At 59.2% G+C, this 16,937-nt stretch carries 14 protein-coding genes; 3 read left to right on the top strand and 11 right to left on the bottom strand.

All coding sequences use genetic code 11. The features are described 5' to 3' along the window. Positions 1-359 precede the first annotated feature (359 nt). From C2E19_RS05480 to C2E19_RS05495, 4 genes are read right to left on the bottom strand one after another with little or no spacing between them, the layout of a single operon-like run. On the bottom strand, positions 360-1,517 hold the full coding sequence (locus C2E19_RS05480) for a betaine/proline/choline family ABC transporter ATP-binding protein (protein ID WP_129389040.1): 1,158 nt from the start codon (positions 1,515-1,517) through the stop codon (positions 360-362). After that, positions 1,514-2,167, bottom strand: coding sequence for an ABC transporter permease (locus C2E19_RS05485; RefSeq protein ID WP_129389043.1), 654 nt, complete (start codon positions 2,165-2,167; stop codon positions 1,514-1,516). Before C2E19_RS05485 ends, C2E19_RS05480 begins: the two co-directional genes overlap by 4 nt. Positions 2,168-2,180: 13 nt before the next feature. Continuing rightward, on the bottom strand, positions 2,181-3,086 hold the full coding sequence (locus C2E19_RS05490) for a glycine betaine ABC transporter substrate-binding protein (protein WP_129389046.1): 906 nt from the start codon (positions 3,084-3,086) through the stop codon (positions 2,181-2,183). Positions 3,087-3,107: 21 nt separating this feature from the next. After that, positions 3,108-3,797 (bottom strand): ABC transporter permease, encoded by a 690-nt coding sequence (locus C2E19_RS05495; RefSeq protein WP_174823961.1) that lies wholly within the window; start codon positions 3,795-3,797, stop codon positions 3,108-3,110. 449 nt (positions 3,798-4,246) lie between these two features. On the opposite strand from C2E19_RS05495, the gene C2E19_RS05500 reads away from it, so the two are divergent. The 3 genes from C2E19_RS05500 to C2E19_RS05510 all read left to right on the top strand — a co-directional run bounded on the left by C2E19_RS05500 (position 4,247) and on the right by C2E19_RS05510 (position 7,767). Then, complete coding sequence (locus C2E19_RS05500; RefSeq protein WP_129389052.1) at positions 4,247-5,830, top strand: peptide chain release factor 3; 1,584 nt, start codon at positions 4,247-4,249, stop codon at positions 5,828-5,830. 289 nt (positions 5,831-6,119) lie between these two features. Further along, on the top strand, positions 6,120-7,355 hold the full coding sequence (locus C2E19_RS05505) for an MFS transporter (protein ID WP_129389056.1): 1,236 nt from the start codon (positions 6,120-6,122) through the stop codon (positions 7,353-7,355). Between the two features lie 157 nt (positions 7,356-7,512). After that, positions 7,513-7,767 (top strand): hypothetical protein, encoded by a 255-nt coding sequence (locus C2E19_RS05510; protein WP_164979406.1) that lies wholly within the window; start codon positions 7,513-7,515, stop codon positions 7,765-7,767. 194 nt (positions 7,768-7,961) lie between these two features. Here C2E19_RS05510 and C2E19_RS05515 read toward each other — a convergent pair whose 3' ends face one another. The 7 genes from C2E19_RS05515 to C2E19_RS05545 form a co-directional block, all read right to left on the bottom strand. Further along, positions 7,962-8,942, bottom strand: a complete 981-nt coding sequence (locus tag C2E19_RS05515; protein WP_129389062.1) for a peptide ABC transporter ATP-binding protein — start codon at positions 8,940-8,942, stop codon at positions 7,962-7,964. After that, the gene (locus C2E19_RS05520; protein WP_129389065.1) at positions 8,942-9,910 is read right to left on the bottom strand and encodes an ABC transporter ATP-binding protein; all 969 of its coding nucleotides are present in this window, start codon (positions 9,908-9,910) and stop codon (positions 8,942-8,944) included. The genes C2E19_RS05515 and C2E19_RS05520 overlap by 1 nt, the downstream gene beginning before the upstream one ends. 10 nt (positions 9,911-9,920) lie before the next feature. Beyond that, a complete protein-coding gene (locus C2E19_RS05525) occupies positions 9,921-10,847 on the bottom strand; it encodes an ABC transporter permease subunit (protein WP_129389068.1) in 927 nt (308 codons plus the stop codon). Positions 10,848-10,858: 11 nt separating this feature from the next. Beyond that, the gene (locus C2E19_RS05530; protein WP_075947650.1) at positions 10,859-11,869 is read right to left on the bottom strand and encodes an ABC transporter permease subunit; all 1,011 of its coding nucleotides are present in this window, start codon (positions 11,867-11,869) and stop codon (positions 10,859-10,861) included. A 73-nt stretch (positions 11,870-11,942) separates the two neighbouring features. Further along, the gene (locus C2E19_RS05535) at positions 11,943-13,538 is read right to left on the bottom strand and encodes an ABC transporter substrate-binding protein (RefSeq protein WP_129389071.1); all 1,596 of its coding nucleotides are present in this window, start codon (positions 13,536-13,538) and stop codon (positions 11,943-11,945) included. Between the two features lie 77 nt (positions 13,539-13,615). Beyond that, positions 13,616-14,992: an OprD family porin gene (locus tag C2E19_RS05540; RefSeq protein ID WP_129389074.1), complete on the bottom strand. Its 1,377-nt coding sequence runs from the start codon at positions 14,990-14,992 to the stop codon at positions 13,616-13,618. Positions 14,993-15,167: 175 nt separating this feature from the next. Further along, complete coding sequence (locus tag C2E19_RS05545; RefSeq protein WP_129389077.1) at positions 15,168-16,763, bottom strand: ABC transporter substrate-binding protein; 1,596 nt, start codon at positions 16,761-16,763, stop codon at positions 15,168-15,170. Between the last annotated feature and the right edge of the window lie 174 nt (positions 16,764-16,937).

A 16,937-nucleotide genomic window follows, 5' to 3' on the forward strand; every position in this document is an offset into this window, starting at 1 on the left:
ACTCTTTGTAGCCGACCGAGATGACGGGCAGATGTTCCCCGAGAATTTTCCAGTGTTAAAAATACCTGCACGTTCGCGGATTATGTCGGCTAAGTCGTGGGTAAGTGTGATGGCGGCAACATCGGCGACGTTGGCGGCGAGGGGAGGGTGTGAGGGGGGTTTTGGCTGTTTCGCAGGTCGTTTTAGACAGGCTGTGCGGTTATGCGGTGTTGAGATTAATTTCCGCCTGATGAGTGAATAAAAAATCACCCGGATCCTGTGGGAGCGAGCTTGCTCGCGAAGACTTTTTCACAGTCGACATCAACATCGACTGATATTCCGCTTTCGCGAGCAGGCTCGCTCCCACAGGTTTGGAGTTTTTAGGCGACCACGGCTTCAGCCGGAGAAACGATACTGGTCTTCATCCCACGCGAACGACCCGAGCTCAGATAAGCCGCAATCGACTCCTGCGTGACCTCACCGAGGAACACCCGTTCGGCATCCATCACCGGCAACCACGACCGATTGAACTCGTACATCCGCGACAGCAGGATGCGCAAATGCTCGTCGTATGCCGCCGTGGCGTTGAACTCACGCAGGAATTGCGCGCAAGTGCCGGTCTGACGGTGCAGATCACGGCGACGCACATACCCCAGCGCCTTGTTATCGGCACAGGTGACGACGACATAACGACGGTCATGCTCGTCCATCAATTCCAGCGCATCGGCCACTGGGGTTTCCGGGCTGACTGACGGCGCGTTGTCCGCCGCATCTTCTGCCTTCACCAACAGCAGCCGCTTGAGCGTGCTGTCCTGACCGACGAAGTTGCTGACAAAGTCGTCCGCCGGGTGCGCCAGCAGCGTGTCCGGATGATCGATCTGCAACAGTTTGCCGGCGCGGAAGATCGCGATCTTGTCGCCGAGTTTGATCGCTTCGTCGATGTCGTGGCTGACCATGATCACGGTCTTGTTCAGCGCGCGTTGCATCTCGAAGAATTCGTTCTGGATCATCTCGCGGTTGATCGGGTCGACCGCACCGAACGGTTCGTCCATCAACAGCAGCGGAGCGTCCGCCGCCAGTGCACGGATCACGCCGATGCGCTGTTGCTGGCCACCGGACAGTTCGCGGGGATAACGATGCAGATACTGCTTGGGCTCAAGCTTGATCATGCTCATCAACTCGCGGGCGCGGTCGTGGCATTTCTGTTTGTCCCAGCCGAGCAGTTTCGGCACGACAACGATGTTTTCTTCGATGGTCATGTTCGGGAACAGACCGATCTGCTGGATCACGTAACCGATGTTGCGACGCAGGGTCACTTCGTCGAGATCGGTGGTGTCTTCGCCGTTGATGAGGATCTTGCCCGAGGTCGGTTTGATCAGGCGGTTGATCATCTTCAGCGTGGTGCTTTTGCCGCAGCCTGATGGCCCGAGGAACACACAGATTTCGCCTTCATTGACGGTCAGGCTTACCGAGTCCACGGCTTTGACGTCTTTGCCGTTGCTTTGGAAAGTTTTGCTGAGGTTTTGAAGTTCGATCATTTGAGCAGTCCTTTTGGAGTCAACGAGCGTTGCAGCCATTGGAGAAACAGGTCAGCGAAAATGGCCAGAAGACTGACCAGCAGCGCGCCGACGATGAGCATCGACATGTCACTGCGGCTGATGGAAGCGAGGATCAACACACCGAGGCCACCGGCGCCGATGGTCGCGGCGATGGTCATCACGCCGATGTTCATCACCACGGCGGTGCGCACGCCGGCGAGGATCACTGGCACCGCAATCGGCAATTCGACCATGCGCAGGCGTTGGCCGAAGGTCATGCCGATGCCGCGTGCGGCTTCACGGATGCCCGGTTCAACGCTGGTGAGGGCGAGGTAGGTGTTGCGCATGATCGGCAGCAGCGAATAGAGGAACACAGCGGTGATCGCCGGCATCGGGCCGAGGCCCTGGCCGAACTTGGAATAGAACGGCAGCAGCAGGCCGAACAGGGCAATCGACGGCACGGTCAGCAGCACCGTGGCGCTGGCTTGCAAGGGACCGGCGAGGGTCGGAAACCGCGTCATCAAAATGCCCAACGGCACGCCAACGACAATTGCCAGGGTCACGGCGATGCCGACGAGGGTGATGTGCTGCCAGGTCAGGTGCATCACCTGCTGCCAGTCGAGATGGGAAAAGGCGTTCAGGAATTCCATGACTTCTCCTCTCTTAATTCAACGGATGTTGGCGCAGGAAATCGGCGGCAACTTTCGATGGGCTTTCGTGATCGACATCGACCCGCGCGTTGAGCTGGCGCATGGTTTCGTCGTCGAACAGTTCGGCCAGCGGTTTGAGTTGTTCGGCCAGTCGCGGGTGCGCGTCGAGATAGGCCTGACGTACCACGGGTGCGGCGGTGTAGTCGGGGAAGTAATGCTTGTCGTCTTCCAGCAACTTCAGGCCGAAGGCGTTGAGGCGACCGTCCGTGGTGTAGACCAGACCGGCGAACACCTGGCCGTTGCGCAGCGCGGTGTAGACCAGCCCCGCGTCCATCTGGCGGATGTTGTTGCGGGTCAGGTTCATGCCGTAGAGATCGACCATGCCGATCAGGCCGTCGGAGCGGTTGGCGAACTCGGTGTCCAGCGCCACCAGATGATTGGTCTTGGCCTCGGCGCGCAGCACTTCGTTCAACTGGCTGATGTTGTTGATCTGCGGATATTGCTCAGCGACCTTTTTAGGGAGGGCGAGGGCGTAGGTGTTGCTGAATTTCGACGGTGTCAGCCAGATCAGGCCTTTCTTCGCGTCGAGTTCTTTCACTCGGGCGTAGGACTGGGCGCTGTCGAGTTTCTCGGTGACATGGTTGTAAGCCACCAGCGACACGCCGGTGTATTCCCAAAGCATGTCCAGTTGTCCGCTTTCATGGGCGCTGCGGGCGAGGTTGCTGCCCAGACCACCGGTGATCTGCGCGTCGTAACCTTTGCTGCGCAGGTACTGCGCGGTGATTTCGGCGAGCAGGGTCTGCTCGGTAAACACCCGGGCGCCGAGGCGGATAACCGGTTTTTCAGCGGCTTGGGCGACGCCTGCGAACAGCAGGATGCAGCCCGCTATCAATCCCAGAGTCGAACTAAATCGTTTCATAAATACTCCTTCGCAAAAGCCTTAAGACGTGCGCAAACCGCGTTCCAGCCAGAGTCGGCTGGCGAGGGTGACGACGCCATCGAGCAGCAAGGCCAGCAGCGCGGTGCACGCGGCGCCGAGCAGCAGTTGCGGCTGATTGTTCAGGGCGATGCCAGGGAAGATCAGGCTGCCGAGGCTGTTGGCACCGATCAGGAAGGCCAGCGGCGCGGTGCCGACGTTGATCGCCAAGGCCACGCGCACACCACCGACAATGATCGGCACGGCGTTGGGCAATTCGACTTTCCACAGCACTTGGCGCGGCGTCATGCCGATGCCGACGGCCGCTTCTTTCAGCGAGCCTTGGACATTTTTCAGGCCTTCGTAGGTGTTGCGTACGATCGGCAACAGGGAAGCGAGGAACAAAGCGAAGATCGCCGGGCCACTGCCGATGCCGAGGATGCCCAGGGCAATCGCGAGCACGGCCAACGGAGGCACGGTGTTACCGATATTGAAGATCTGCATGAAGCGTTCAGCGCGGCCGACCATGGTCGGGCGACTGAGGAAGATGCCGGCGGGGATGCCCACGACAAGGGCAGCCAGCATTGAAGCGAGGACGAGAATCAGGTGAGCTTGCAGGTAAAACAACAAATCGTCGCGGTAGTGTTCGATCGTGTTGATGCCGATCCAGTGGACCAGCAGGGCCAGGAGCGCGATCACCACCGCACCTCCCATCAGCCCTTTGCCATAGCGGATAGCCACAGGCGGACTCCTTTTTTTGTAGTCGGCGAACGCTCTCCCGTGTGGCATGCCATACATGGCTGCCGGGAATAAACGTTCGCGAGAAGCAGCTCCCTCAGCACCGGCAAAAAGCGGTCTGAAAGCGAGCCATGAGCGCAGCCTCGTCAGGCTAACTTGCTGATTTTTCAGCCCCTGACGAAAATTCGTAACAGGGGATGGACGTCTCCGTGCTTTAAAAGGTTCCCACATCAGATGCCATCTGGCCACCCGTAGGAGCTGCCGAAGGCTGCGATCTTTTGACTTTGCTCTGAATCAACAGATCAAAAGATCGCAGCCTGCGGCAGCTCCTGCGGGGTTTTGCGGGTCCGAGGGACGGTGGTTTGGCGGTTACTTTTTAAGCTATACTCGCCGCCCTTTTTTGAATCACCGCCAGGCGATTTCCCATGACCAACCAGGCCGCCGAAGTCGCGAAACGCCGCACTTTCGCCATTATTTCCCACCCCGATGCCGGTAAAACCACGATCACCGAAAAGCTCCTGTTGATGGGCAAGGCGATTGCAGTGGCCGGTACGGTGAAATCCCGTAAATCCGATCGCCATGCGACATCCGACTGGATGGAGATGGAGAAGCAGCGGGGTATTTCCATTACCACGTCGGTCATGCAGTTCCCGTATCGCGAACACATGATCAACCTGCTCGACACCCCGGGCCACGAAGACTTCTCCGAAGATACCTACCGCACCCTGACGGCGGTCGACTCGGCATTGATGGTTCTCGACGGCGGTAAAGGTGTCGAGCCACGGACCATTGCGCTGATGGACGTCTGCCGTCTGCGTGACACGCCGATCGTCAGCTTCATCAACAAACTCGACCGTGACATCCGCGACCCGATCGAACTGCTCGACGAAATCGAAGCCGTTCTGAAGATCAAAGCCGCGCCGATCACCTGGCCGATCGGTTGCTACCGCGACTTCAAAGGCGTGTACCACCTGGCCGACGACTACATCATTGTCTACACCGCCGGTCATGGTCACGAACGCACCGAAACCAAGATCATCGAGAAACTCGACTCCGACGAAGCCCGCGCGCACCTGGGCGACGAGTACGAGCGTTTCATCGAGCAGCTTGAGCTGGTTCAGGGCGCCTGCCACGAATTCAACCAGCAGGAATTCCTCGACGGTCAGCTGACCCCGGTGTTCTTCGGTACCGCACTGGGCAACTTCGGTGTTGACCACGTACTCGACGCCGTCGTTGATTGGGCGCCGCGTCCGCTGGCCCGTGTGGCCAACGAACGTACCGTTGAGCCGATCGAAGAGAAGTTCTCCGGCTTCATCTTCAAGATCCAGGCGAACATGGACCCGAAGCACCGCGACCGTATCGCCTTCATGCGCATTTGCTCCGGCAAGTACGAAAAAGGCATGAAGATGCGCCACGTGCGCACCGGCAAGGACGTGCGCATCGGCGACGCCCTGACGTTCTTCTCCTCCGAGCGTGAGCAACTGGAAGAAGCCTTCGCCGGCGACATCATCGGTCTGCACAATCACGGCACCATCCAGATCGGCGACACCTTCAGCGAAGGCGAAACCCTCGGTTTCACCGGCATCCCGCACTTCGCCCCGGAACTGTTCCGTCGCGTTCGTCTGCGCGATCCGCTGAAATCCAAGCAACTGCGTCAGGGCCTGCAACAGCTGGCCGAAGAAGGCGCAACGCAGGTGTTCTTCCCGGAGCGCAGCAACGACATCATCCTCGGCGCCGTCGGTGTGCTGCAGTTCGACGTGGTCGCCAGCCGTTTGAAAGAGGAATACAAGGTCGAGTGCTCCTACGAGCCAATCACCGTGTACTCCGCGCGCTGGATCGAATGCGGCGACAAGAAGAAGCTCGAAGAATTCTCCAACAAGGCAGTGGAAAACCTTGCGGTCGACGGCGGCGGTCACCTGACCTACCTCGCCCCGACGCGGGTTAACCTGGCGTTGATGGAAGAGCGCTGGCCGGACGTGAAATTCCGTGCGACGCGTGAGCATCACTAAGCGCTGAACCGCTGTACCCAAAGCCCTCGAAGCGAAAGCCTCGAGGGTTTTTTATTGCCTGCCAATAACCCGCAGCAAAAATACTTCCTGTAGGAGCTGCCGAAGGCTGCGATCTTTTGATCTTGTCTTTAAAAAAACCAACGTCAACAGATCGCAGCCTTCGGCAGCTCCTACACGGGGGGGTAGGGCGGCTCTGTTTTTCTGGTGTCAGGCATTTTGATGCGCGACAACGGCAGTGTTGACCGTTAGTGTTCCGGTTCCACGCCAGCCGCTTTCAGAGGTCAACGGAATGACGGGTCGATTGATTCACCTGCTACGTCTCGACGGCTATTTCAGCCTGATGGCCTGGGTACTCGCCGCGTTGCTGTTCATCAATCGCCTGAGCAGCATGGTCAAGCTGTTCATGGCGTTGTATCTGCGTCAGGAACTGGGGCTGGCGATCGAGACGGTTGGCTGGTTGCTGGCGACGTATGGCGGCGGTTTGCTGATCGGCTCGATGCTCGGTGGCTGGCTCAGTGATCATGTGCGCACCGCGCGGCTGACGGCGGCATTGTTCTTCGTTTCGATGTGGGTGCTGATCCTCCTCGGGCTGGTGACGCAGGTGCCGCTCTTGGCCGGGTTGCTGTTGCTTAGCGGCACCGTCGATGGCGCGATTCGTACGTTGCACCAGCGCTTGATCATGGAGTATTGCGAGCCTGCGCAGCGCCCCCGCGCCCAGGCTCTGAGCCGGGTGGCGCGCAACCTCGGCATGGCTGCCGCCGGTATTGCCGGCGGGGTGTTGGCGCAGACGGATTTTCGCTGGGTGTTTTTTGCCAGTGCGGCGATGACGCTGCTGGCGTTGCTCTGGTTTGTGCGCACCACCTGGCGCCGGCCGGTGCTGAAATCTGACGAGGTAGCCGAGGCGGGCACAGGCACTGGAGCGCCGTTACGCGACACCGCGTTTCTCTGGCTACTGGCGGCGGCGGTGTTGCTCGGGATGGCTTTCGACACGGTCTACAGCACGCTGGGCAACTACCTGCGCGACTACTATCACCTGAGCACCGAAGCAATCGGTTGGCAGTTCGGGCTCAATGCGATGCTGGTGGTGGCGCTGCAAATTCCATTGACGCACTGGGGCGAGCGCTGGGGCGCACGGCGGCAACTGCTGGCCGGTTGTGTGCTGCTGGCGATCGGCTTGGCAATGCTGCCGTTTGGCTCCGGTTTGCTTTACGTCTGTCTGTCGACGGTGATCTGGACACTGGGTGAAGCTTTTTTCATGCCGCCGATGAATGTGCTGGTCATGCAGCATGCGCAGGGCGGTAAAAGCGGCCAATATTTTGGCCTGTTCTTCATGAGCTGGAGCGCGAGCGCACTCTTGTCGCCGGTGCTGAGTGGTCAGCTGTATGGGCGCTTCGGCGGGCACAGCGTGTGGTTTGCCAGTGCGACGCTGGCGCTGATGACGTTGCCGCTGATCTACTTGGCGACCCGCTCATCTATCGACGCGAAGGCGCTCGATACCAGCAAAGGCAGCCCTTCACTTAGCTGATTCGGTTATAGCGGTTATTCACAAGTGATCTGCCAAACCGGGGCATTTACCCGGGTTCATTAGCGTCCTATCTGGTGAACCCGGCTGATCGGAACTAGATTTCATTCAGCGCCGGATCGGCACTCCAGGCTTCAATCACGAAAGGATGGAAATGGCTATGAGCATTTTTCAACGCATTGTGCTGTTGCTGAAGGTTTTGGTGATGCTGTCACTCGGTACGTCTGCAGCCTGGGCGAGTACTGCCGGTCCAGCGCAGGGTTTTAATGCGCCACATGGTCACGGCGGTGTGATCGTGCTGGCCAAGTCCGAGTCCGAACCGGGCGATCAGGATCAGGGCGGCAGCAAGGACGATGATGACTCGACCACGGACGAGCCGGATACTGACGATGACGACGGCGATAGCCAGACGTAGATCGCAGGCAAAAGAAAACCCCTTCTGCCTCGACTGATGCGCAATCGAAGTGGAAGGGGTTGGGTTAACACATCATTTGCGGATAAACACGATCCCTGTAGGAGCTGCGGCACGCTGCGATCTTTTGCTCTTGATTCTGAAAATCAAAAGATCGCAGCCTCGTTGCACTCGACAGCTCCTACAGGTTTTGTAGCTTACGCGGCGCCGTCGAGGAACTGCTCGGCGTAGTGGCAAGCCACCTGGCGACGGTCAAGCAGGCGCAAGGCCGGCTCTTCCGTGCTGCAACGCTCGGTCGCATACGGGCAGCGCTTGTGGAAAGCACAGCCCGATGGCGGGTTCAGCGGGTTAGGCAGTTCGCCGACAATCTTGATTTTCGGCTTGTTCGGGTCCGGGTGAATGGTCGGGGTCGCCGACAACAGCGCCTGGGTGTATGGGTGCAGCGGACGCTCGTAGATATCGTTCTTCGGCCCCATTTCCACCGGGCGACCGAGGTACATCACCATCACGTCATCGGCCACGTGTTGCACCACCGCAAGGTTGTGCGAAATGAACACGTAAGCGGTGTTGAACTCCTGCTGCAGATCCATGAACAGGTTCAACACCTGCGCCTGAATCGACACGTCGAGCGCCGAGGTCGGTTCGTCCGCCACCAGCACCTTCGGTTGCAACATCATCGCCCGGGCCAGGGCGATACGCTGGCGCTGACCGCCGGAGAACATGTGCGGATAACGCTGGTAGTGCTCAGGGCGCAAGCCGACCTGCTTCATCATCGCCTGGACTTTCTCGCGACGTTCGGCAGCGGACAGGTTGGTGTTGATCAGCAAAGGTTCGCCGAGCTGGTCACCGACTTTCTGCCGTGGGTTCAACGAGGCGTACGGGCTTTGAAAAACCATCTGCACGTCTTTGCGCAATTGCTTGCGCTGGGACTTGTCAGCGCCAGTCACTTCCTGGCCAGCGATTTTCAGCGAACCTGAAGAAGGCTCTTCAATCAGCGTCAACGCACGGGCCAGAGTGGATTTGCCGCAACCCGATTCGCCAACAACCGCGAGGGTCTTGCCGGCTTCCAGTTCGAACGACACACCGTTGAGGGCGCGCACGGTCGCATGGCCCTTGAACAGGCCACGGGAGACTTCGTAGTGGCGGGTGAGGTCGCGGGCGGTAAGTACGACGGCCATTACGCCACCTCCTGGTTCAGCGGGTAGAAGCAGCGGGCGAGGCTGTGGGCTTTCGGATCAAGGCCTGGACGCTGCGCGCGGCAGCTGTCCTGCACGTACGGGCAGCGCGGCGACAGCAGGCAACCCTGCGGACGGTCGTAACGGCCCGGGACGATGCCCGGCAACGTCGACAGGCGTGAGGCGCCGAGGCTGTGCTCGGGAATCGCCTTGAGCAGCGCTTCGCTGTACGGATGCGCCGGGATGTCGAACAGTTGCGGCACCTGACCGACTTCAACGGCTTGGCCTGCGTACATCACGCAGACGCGCTGGGCGGTTTCCGCCACGACCGCGAGGTCGTGAGTGATCAGCACCAGGCCCATGTTCTGTTCTTTCTGCAACGCCAGCAGCAGATCCATGATCTGCGCCTGAATCGTCACGTCGAGCGCCGTGGTCGGTTCGTCGGCGATCAGCAGTTTCGGCTCGCCGGCAATCGCCATGGCGATCGCAACGCGCTGGCTCATGCCGCCGGAGAGTTGATGCGGGTAGGCGTCCATACGGCTGGCGGCGCCGGGGATTTCAACTTTTTCCAGCAGCTCGATCGCACGTTTGCGCGCTTGCTTGCCGGACATTTTCAGGTGCAGGCGCAGCACTTCTTCGATCTGGAAACCGACGGTGTAGCTCGGGTTCAGCGCGGTCATCGGATCCTGGAAGACCATCGACAGGTCTTTGCCGACGATTTGCCGACGCTGACGGTTGCTCAGCTTGAGCATGTCTTTGCCGTCAAAGTTGAGTGAGTCGGCGGTGACGATGCCCGGATGCTCGATCAGGCCCATCAGGGCCATCATGGTCACGGATTTGCCCGAGCCCGATTCGCCGACGATGGCCAGTACTTCGCCTTTGTCGACTTTCAGATCGAGGCCGTCGACCACCGGGGTCGCGGTCTTGTCGCCGAAGCGAACGTTGAGATTCTTGATTTCTAGCAGTGACATGGGAATCTCCTCAGGCGGCGTTCTTGAGTTTCGGGTCCAGCGCATCGCGCAGACCGTCGCCCATCAAGTTGATTGCCAGCACGCTGAGCAAAATGGTCAAACCAGGCAGACTGACTACCCACCAGGCGCGTTCGATGTAGTCGCGGGCCGAGGCCAGCATGGTGCCCCACTCAGGGGTTGGCGGTTGTACGCCAAGGCCGAGGAAGCCCAATGCGGCAGCATCGAGAATCGCCGAGGAGAAGCTCAAGGTTGCCTGCACGATCAGCGGCGCCATGCAGTTGGGCAGCACGGTGATGAACATCAGGCGTGGCAGACCGGCACCGGCCAGACGCGCGGCGGTCACGTAGTCGCGGTTCAGTTCGCCCATCACGGCGGCACGGGTCAGACGCACGTAGGACGGCAAGGACACCACAGCAATGGCGATCACGGTGTTGATCAGGCCAGGGCCGAGGATGGCGACAATCGCCACCGCCAGCAGCAGCGACGGCAGGGCCAGCATGATGTCCATCAGACGCATGATGGTCGGGCCGATCATCTTCGGGAAGAAGCCGGCGAACAGACCCAGGAGGATCCCCGGAATCAGCGACATGACCACCGACGACAAGCCGATCAGCAGCGACAGGCGCGAACCCTGGATCAGGCGCGACAGCAGGTCACGACCTAATTCATCGGTACCGAGCAGGAATTGCATCTGCCCGCCTTCGAGCCAGGCCGGTGGCGTCAGCAGGAAGTCGCGGTATTGCTCGCTCGGGTTGTGCGGTGCCACCCAAGGGGCGAACAGTGCGCAGAAGATCACCAGCAACATGAACAGCAGGCCGGCAACCGCGCCTTTGTTCTTCGAGAAGGCTTGCCAGAATTCTTTGTACGGCGACGGGTACAGCAGGCTTTGATCCGCGGTGGAAGCGGCGGTGGCTACTGAGGAAGTTGGAGTGCTCATTGAATTGGACCTCAGCGCTGATGACGGATGCGTGGGTTGGCAAAGCCGTAGAGGATGTCCACTACGAAGTTGACCAGAATCACCAGGCAGGCGATTAACAGGATGCCGTTTTGCACAACCGGATAGTCCCGGGCGCCGATGGCTTCGATCAGCCATTTACCGATGCCGGGCCAGGAGAAAATGGTTTCGGTCAGAACCGCACCGGCCAGCAAAGTGCCGACTTGCAGACCGACCACGGTGAGCACCGGAATCAGTGCGTTACGCAGACCGTGAACGAACACCACGCGCGACGGCGACAGGCCTTTGGCCCTGGCGGTACGGATGTAGTCTTCGCGCAATACTTCGAGCATCGACGAACGGGTCATCCGCGCGATTACCGCCAGCGGGATGGTGCCGAGCACGATGGCCGGCAGGATCAGGTGATGCAGGGCGTCGAAGAACGCACCGACGTCATCGGCCAGCAACGTATCGATCAACATGAATCCGGTGCGCGGCTCGATGTCGTAGAGCAGGTCGATCCGTCCGGAAACCGGGGTCCAGCCGAGGCTCACCGAGAAGAACATGATCAGGATCAGGCCCCACCAGAAGATCGGCATCGAATACCCCGCGAGGGAGATGCCCATCACCCCGTGGTCGAACAGGGATCCTCGCTTGAGTGCCGCAATCACCCCGGCCAGAAGCCCGAGAATGCCGGCGAACAGCAGGGCGGCCATGGACAGTTCCAGGGTCGCCGGGAATAGGGAGGTGAACTCGGTCCATACGCTCTCACGCGTACGCAGGGATTCGCCGAGATCGCCGTGGGCCAGTTTGCCGATGTAGTCCAGATATTGGGCATACAGCGGCTTGTTCAGACCTAGGCGTTCCATTGCCTGAGCGTGCATTTCGGGGTCGACCCGACGTTCGCCCATCATCACTTCCACGGGGTCGCCAGGGATCATGCGAATCAACGCGAAGGTCAGCAAGGTGATGCCGAAAAACGTGGGGATCAACAACCCCAGTCGGCGGGCAATAAAACTAAACATCTTGTGTGGTACCTCATCAGCCGGTTAGGCGTGCCCGGCGTCTCTGGAGTCAGGGACGCCGGGAGTTTCTTATCTACTTCACCTGGGTGGTGGCGAAGTTATTAGTGGTGAGAGGGCTGATGTGATAGCCCTCTACGTTGTTGCGCATTGCGGTAAACATTCTGGTGTGAGCCATGCTGATCCATGGCTGATCCTGATTAAACAGTACCTGAGCCTGTTCGTAGAGCGCGGCGCGTTCGGCCGGATCTACTTTAGCCCGTGCTTCATCGAGCAGCGTCTGGAATTTCTCGTTGCACCAGCGCGCGTAGTTTTCGCCGTTCTTGGCCGCTTCACAACTGAGCATAGGCGTCAGGAAGTTATCCGGGTCGCCGTTGTCGCCCGCCCATCCGGCAGAAACCATGTCGTGCTCGCCGTTCTTGGCGCGTTTGAGCATCTCGCCCCATTCCATCACGCGGATGTCGATCTTGATCCCGACTTTCGCCAGGTCAGCCTGCATCATTTGCGCACCGAGCATCGGGTTCGGATTGGTCGGGCCGCCGCCGTTACGGGTGAACAGGGTAAACACGGTGCCGTCCGGAACCCCGGCTTCCTTGAGCAGGGCGCGGGCCTTGTCGAGGTCACGTGGCGGGTTCTTCAGGTCGTGGTTGTAGCCCAGCAGCGTCGGCGGGTACGGGTTGACCGCGACCGAAGCGTTGCCTTTGCCGAACAGGGCGTTGACGTAGGCTTCCTTGTCGAAGGCGATATCGATCGCCTTACGTACGCGCACGTCACTCATGTATTTGTGCTGGGTGTTCATGGCGATGTAGGACACGGTCATCGCGTCCAGTTCGTCGACTTTCAGGTTGCTGTCTTTCTTGATGCTCGGGATGTCATCCGGTTTCGGATACAGCGCGACCTGGCACTCGTTGGCCTTGAGCTTTTGCAGGCGCACGTTGTTGTCGGTGGCGATGGCCAGGATCAACGCGTCAGCCGGCGGCTTGCCACGGAAATAGTCCGGGTTGGCCTTGAAGCGTACCTGGGCGTCTTTGGCGTAACGCTGGAAGATGAACGGGCCGGTGCCGACAGGCTTGTTGTTGAGGTCGCCGGTCTTGTTGGCCTTGAGCAACTGGTCGGCGTATTCGGCCGGGTAGATCGAGGAGAACGCCATCGCGATGTCGGCCAGGAACGGCGCTTCGCGGCGGGTCAGGGTGAACTTGACCGTGTTGTCGTCGACTTTTTCTACGCTTTTGAGCAGTTCCTTGAAACCCATGCTTTCAAAGTACGGGAAGCCCACGCTCGACAGTTTGTGCCACGGGTGGTTCGGGTCCAGCTGACGCTGGAAGCTCCAGACCACGTCGTCGGCGTTCATGTCGCGGGTCGGCTTGAAATATTCGGTGGTGTGAAACTTGACGCCTTTGCGCAGGTGGAACGTGTAGTTCAGGCCGTCTTCACTGATGTCCCACGACTCGGCGAGTGCCGGGATCACTTCAGTAGTACCGGGCTTGAAGTCCGCCAGACGATTGAAGATGGTTTCGGCCACCGCATCGGCAGTGACTGCAGTCGTGTACTGGACCATATCGAAGCCTTCCGGACTGGCTTCGGTGCAGACCACCAAGGGTTTGGCCGAGACGCCAACAGCGACACTCAGCAACGCAGCCGCGATGGCCGCACGTAGGGGAAGCATTTTCATCGATAACCCTCTGCAATCGGTTGAAGACAAAAAACCGTACGGCCGACTCCTCATGAGTCAGCCGACGGTTGGCGTTTTTACAGAATGTTGAATGGAATCGTGGTCACGAGACGGAACTCGTTGATGCTGCCGTCAGCCTGGTTTTCGCTGGCGCGGTGAGTGGTGTAGGTCGCGCGAACGGTGGTGGCCTTGAGTGGACCGCTCTGTACGGCGTACGAAGTACCGATGCCGTATTCGTAGTGATGTTCGCCGTCCATGTTGCGTACATCGTATGCGGTGCCAACGTAGTGAGTACCGTCGATGCCCCAGCCGCGAGCGGTGTAGGCGTTGAACTTCAGGCCCGGGATACCGTATTCGGCCATGTTGATGCCGTAGGCGATCTGGAAGGATTTCTCGTTCGGTCCGTTGAAGTCGGACAGCAGGGAGTTGGCCAGGTAGATGCCGTTGGTTTCGTGCAGGTAGTCGAAGTACTCGTTACCGTTCACTTCCTGATACGAGAAGGTCAGGGTGTGTGCCTGGTGAGTCAGACCGAACGACAGCGAGTAGGTGTCGTTGTCGATGTTACCCATCAACTTTTTGCCTTCGTCGACAGTCTTGTAGTAGTTCAGACCGGTGGTCAGGCTCAGCACCGAGCTGTCGCCCAGTTCGTGAGTCGCGCCGAAGTAGTACTGGTTCCAGAAGTCTTCAGCCTGGGTCGCGTAGAGGCTGGTTTTCAGGCTCTTGAGCGGCTGATAGTTCACGCCGGCAGTGTTGACGTGATCGGTTTCGACACCGGTGTTGCTGTATTCGGTGCGGAATTTCGACAGGCTCTGTTCGGTACGTGGCGACACGCGGTCGAAGGTGGCGAGGTCGAACGACAGGTTGTCGAATTCTTCACTGTGGATCGCCACACCTTCAAAGCTCGAAGGCAGCGGACGGTTGCCGATGACGTCGACGATCGGGCTGCTGAAGTTCATGCGGCCGGCGGTCAGGGTGGTGTTGGAGATACGTGCCTTGACGTTGGCCAGGCCGAGTTTGCTCCACTGGTCGACGGCGTCACCGTTGGAGTGGGCGAGGGTACGGTTGGAACCGCCCTTGATGTCTTCGCGGCTGCGATCCAGTGCGATGGCGTTGTAAGCCGCAACTTCGGTGCTGATCCCCACGGTGCCCTCGGTGAAGCCCGAGGTGTAGTTGAGGATGGTGCCCTGAACCCAGTTGATCCGGCGCGAACCGGTCAGGGTTTCGCCATGGCGCTCGTACTTGAAGGTACCGCCGCGCTGTTTGTCTTCGTTGGCGTACCAGTTACGGGTCGAACCGGACAGGCTTTGACCGTCGATGAAGCCTTTGGCTTCGGACTGGGCGCTGGTGCTGGCCAGTTGAGTCGGGACGAATTCCTGGCTGACGCTTTCAGCGTGGGCTGCGGCGGTGATGCTGCTGATGGCCAGGGCCAGTATCGCGGTGCTGCTCAGTTTCATGGGTGAAGCTCCTTTACTTTCTTTTTATGCCGGCTTTTTTTGGTATGCCGGTTATTGGTTTAGAACTCATTCACACATCGCAAACGTTTGCCAAAGGCCGGACCGGCGAATTTCGGCAAAGCGCTTGCGTGAGGGGCTAGACAGCGCCCCTCAGCGTTGCGGCTAATCGGTTGGGTTAATCGATACTGACACCCGAGAACACGTTGCGACCGAACGGGCTGACCTTGAACCCTTCGATCCTGGTGCTCAGTGGCTGGTTGACGGTCGAGTGGGCGACAGGCGTGATCGGCACTTGCTGTTTAAGCAATTGCTGGGCCTGTTTATAGAGCACGGTGCGCTGGTCGCGGTCAGTGACGACCTTGGCCTCTTTGATCAGCTTGTCGTAAGCCGGATCGCACCACATGGAGTAGTTGTTGCCGCCGATGGCGTCGCAGCTGTACAGCGTGCCGAGCCAGTTGTCCGGGTCACCGTTGTCACCGGTCCAGCCGATCAGGCTGATGTCGTGCTCGCCATTCTTGGTGCGCTTGATGTACTCGCCCCATTCATAGCTGACGATTTTCACCTTCAGGCCGATCTTGGCCCAGTCTGCCTGGAGCATTTCGGCCATCAGCTTGGCGTTCGGGTTGTACGGACGCTGCACCGGCATCGCCCACAGAGTGATTTCGGTGCCTTCCTTGACGCCCGCAGCCTTGAGCAGCTCTTTGGCTTTTTCCGGGTTGTAGGCAGCATCTTTGATGCTGTCGTCATAGGACCACTGGGTCGGCGGCATGGCGTTGACGGCCAATTGCCCGGCGCCTTGGTAAACGGCGTTGAGAATCCCTTGTTTATTCACCGCCATGTCCAGCGCCTGACGCACTTCGAGCTGGTCGAAAGGTTTGTGGCGCACGTTGTAGGCGATGTAACCGAGGTTGAATCCCGGCTTGGAGATCAGTTGCAGCTTCGGATCGCTTTTCAGCGCTTCAACGTCGGCCGGACGCGGGTGCAGCGTGATCTGGCACTCATTGGCCTTGAGTTTCTGCACGCGGACCGAGGCATCAGTGTTGATCGCGAAGATCAGGTTGTCGAGTTTGACCCGGCTCGGATCCCAGTAATGCTTGTTACCGGTGAAGCGGATGTTCGAGTCTTTCTGATAGCTCTTGAACACGAACGGCCCGGTGCCGATCGGCTTCTGATTGATATCGCTCGGCTTGCCATCGGCCAGCAATTTGTCGGCGTATTCGGCGGACAGGATGGCGGCGAAGCTCATGGCGAGGTTCTGGATGAACGCGGCGTCGACGCTGTTGAGCGTGAACTCCACGGTCAGCGGCCCGGTCTTTTCGACCTTGGCGATGTTCTTGTTCAGGCTCATCCCGTTGAAATACGGGAACTCGGTGGGATAAGCCTTACGGAATGGCTGCTGTGCATCAAGCATGCGGTTAAACGTGAACAACACGTCGTCGGCGTTGAAATCGCGACTCGGCTTGAAGTACGGCGTTGTATGAAATTTCACACCTTCACGCAGGTGAAAGGTGTACTTGAGACCATCCTCGGAAATGTCCCACTTGGTGGCCAGACCCGGTACTACATTGGTGTCGCCTTTTTCGAACTCGACCAGACGGTTATAGATCGGTTCGGCGGCGTCGTTATCGGTCGCTGTCGTGTACTGCGCGGTATCAAAACCCGCCGGGCTGCCTTCGGAGCAGAACACCAGGCTTTTACTGGCGGCGAAACTGGCGGACGAAGCCAACAGGCCGGCGCCCAGCAGTGCGGAAAAAACCAAGGTATGGCGCATGACGCTCCCTCTTATTTTTTAGTGTTGTGCAATGCGCCGCGTCTCATCCCTGGACGTTGTGGTCGCATTGAGCTCAATCCAATACGTACGGCAAACCGGTGGCCCACGCAGAAACTGGTCAGAACCCGACGGTAAGTTCCGCGGGACCGGCAGTAAATGCGTAATTGCCTGAAA

It is taken from the genome of Pseudomonas sp. DTU12.3 (assembly GCF_004124275.1).
Lineage (GTDB): Bacteria > Pseudomonadota > Gammaproteobacteria > Pseudomonadales > Pseudomonadaceae > Aquipseudomonas > Aquipseudomonas helmanticensis.

Excerpts from the sequence above, each read along its gene's own strand:
- C2E19_RS05480 (WP_129389040.1), bottom strand. The coding sequence starts at position 1,517 with ATGATCGAACTTCAAAACCTCAGCAAAACTTTCCAAAGCAACGGCAAA.
- C2E19_RS05485 (WP_129389043.1), bottom strand. The coding sequence starts at position 2,167 with ATGGAATTCCTGAACGCCTTTTCCCATCTCGACTGGCAGCAGGTGATG.
- C2E19_RS05490 (WP_129389046.1), bottom strand. The coding sequence starts at position 3,086 with ATGAAACGATTTAGTTCGACTCTGGGATTGATAGCGGGCTGCATCCTG.
- C2E19_RS05495 (WP_174823961.1), bottom strand. The coding sequence starts at position 3,797 with ATGGGAGGTGCGGTGGTGATCGCGCTCCTGGCCCTGCTGGTCCACTGG.
- C2E19_RS05500 (WP_129389052.1), top strand. The coding sequence starts at position 4,247 with ATGACCAACCAGGCCGCCGAAGTCGCGAAACGCCGCACTTTCGCCATT.
- C2E19_RS05505 (WP_129389056.1), top strand. The coding sequence starts at position 6,120 with ATGACGGGTCGATTGATTCACCTGCTACGTCTCGACGGCTATTTCAGC.
- C2E19_RS05510 (WP_164979406.1), top strand. The coding sequence starts at position 7,513 with ATGAGCATTTTTCAACGCATTGTGCTGTTGCTGAAGGTTTTGGTGATG.
- C2E19_RS05515 (WP_129389062.1), bottom strand. The coding sequence starts at position 8,942 with ATGGCCGTCGTACTTACCGCCCGCGACCTCACCCGCCACTACGAAGTC.
- C2E19_RS05520 (WP_129389065.1), bottom strand. The coding sequence starts at position 9,910 with ATGTCACTGCTAGAAATCAAGAATCTCAACGTTCGCTTCGGCGACAAG.
- C2E19_RS05525 (WP_129389068.1), bottom strand. The coding sequence starts at position 10,847 with ATGAGCACTCCAACTTCCTCAGTAGCCACCGCCGCTTCCACCGCGGAT.
- C2E19_RS05530 (WP_075947650.1), bottom strand. The coding sequence starts at position 11,869 with ATGTTTAGTTTTATTGCCCGCCGACTGGGGTTGTTGATCCCCACGTTT.
- C2E19_RS05535 (WP_129389071.1), bottom strand. The coding sequence starts at position 13,538 with ATGAAAATGCTTCCCCTACGTGCGGCCATCGCGGCTGCGTTGCTGAGT.
- C2E19_RS05540 (WP_129389074.1), bottom strand. The coding sequence starts at position 14,992 with ATGAAACTGAGCAGCACCGCGATACTGGCCCTGGCCATCAGCAGCATC.
- C2E19_RS05545 (WP_129389077.1), bottom strand. The coding sequence starts at position 16,763 with ATGCGCCATACCTTGGTTTTTTCCGCACTGCTGGGCGCCGGCCTGTTG.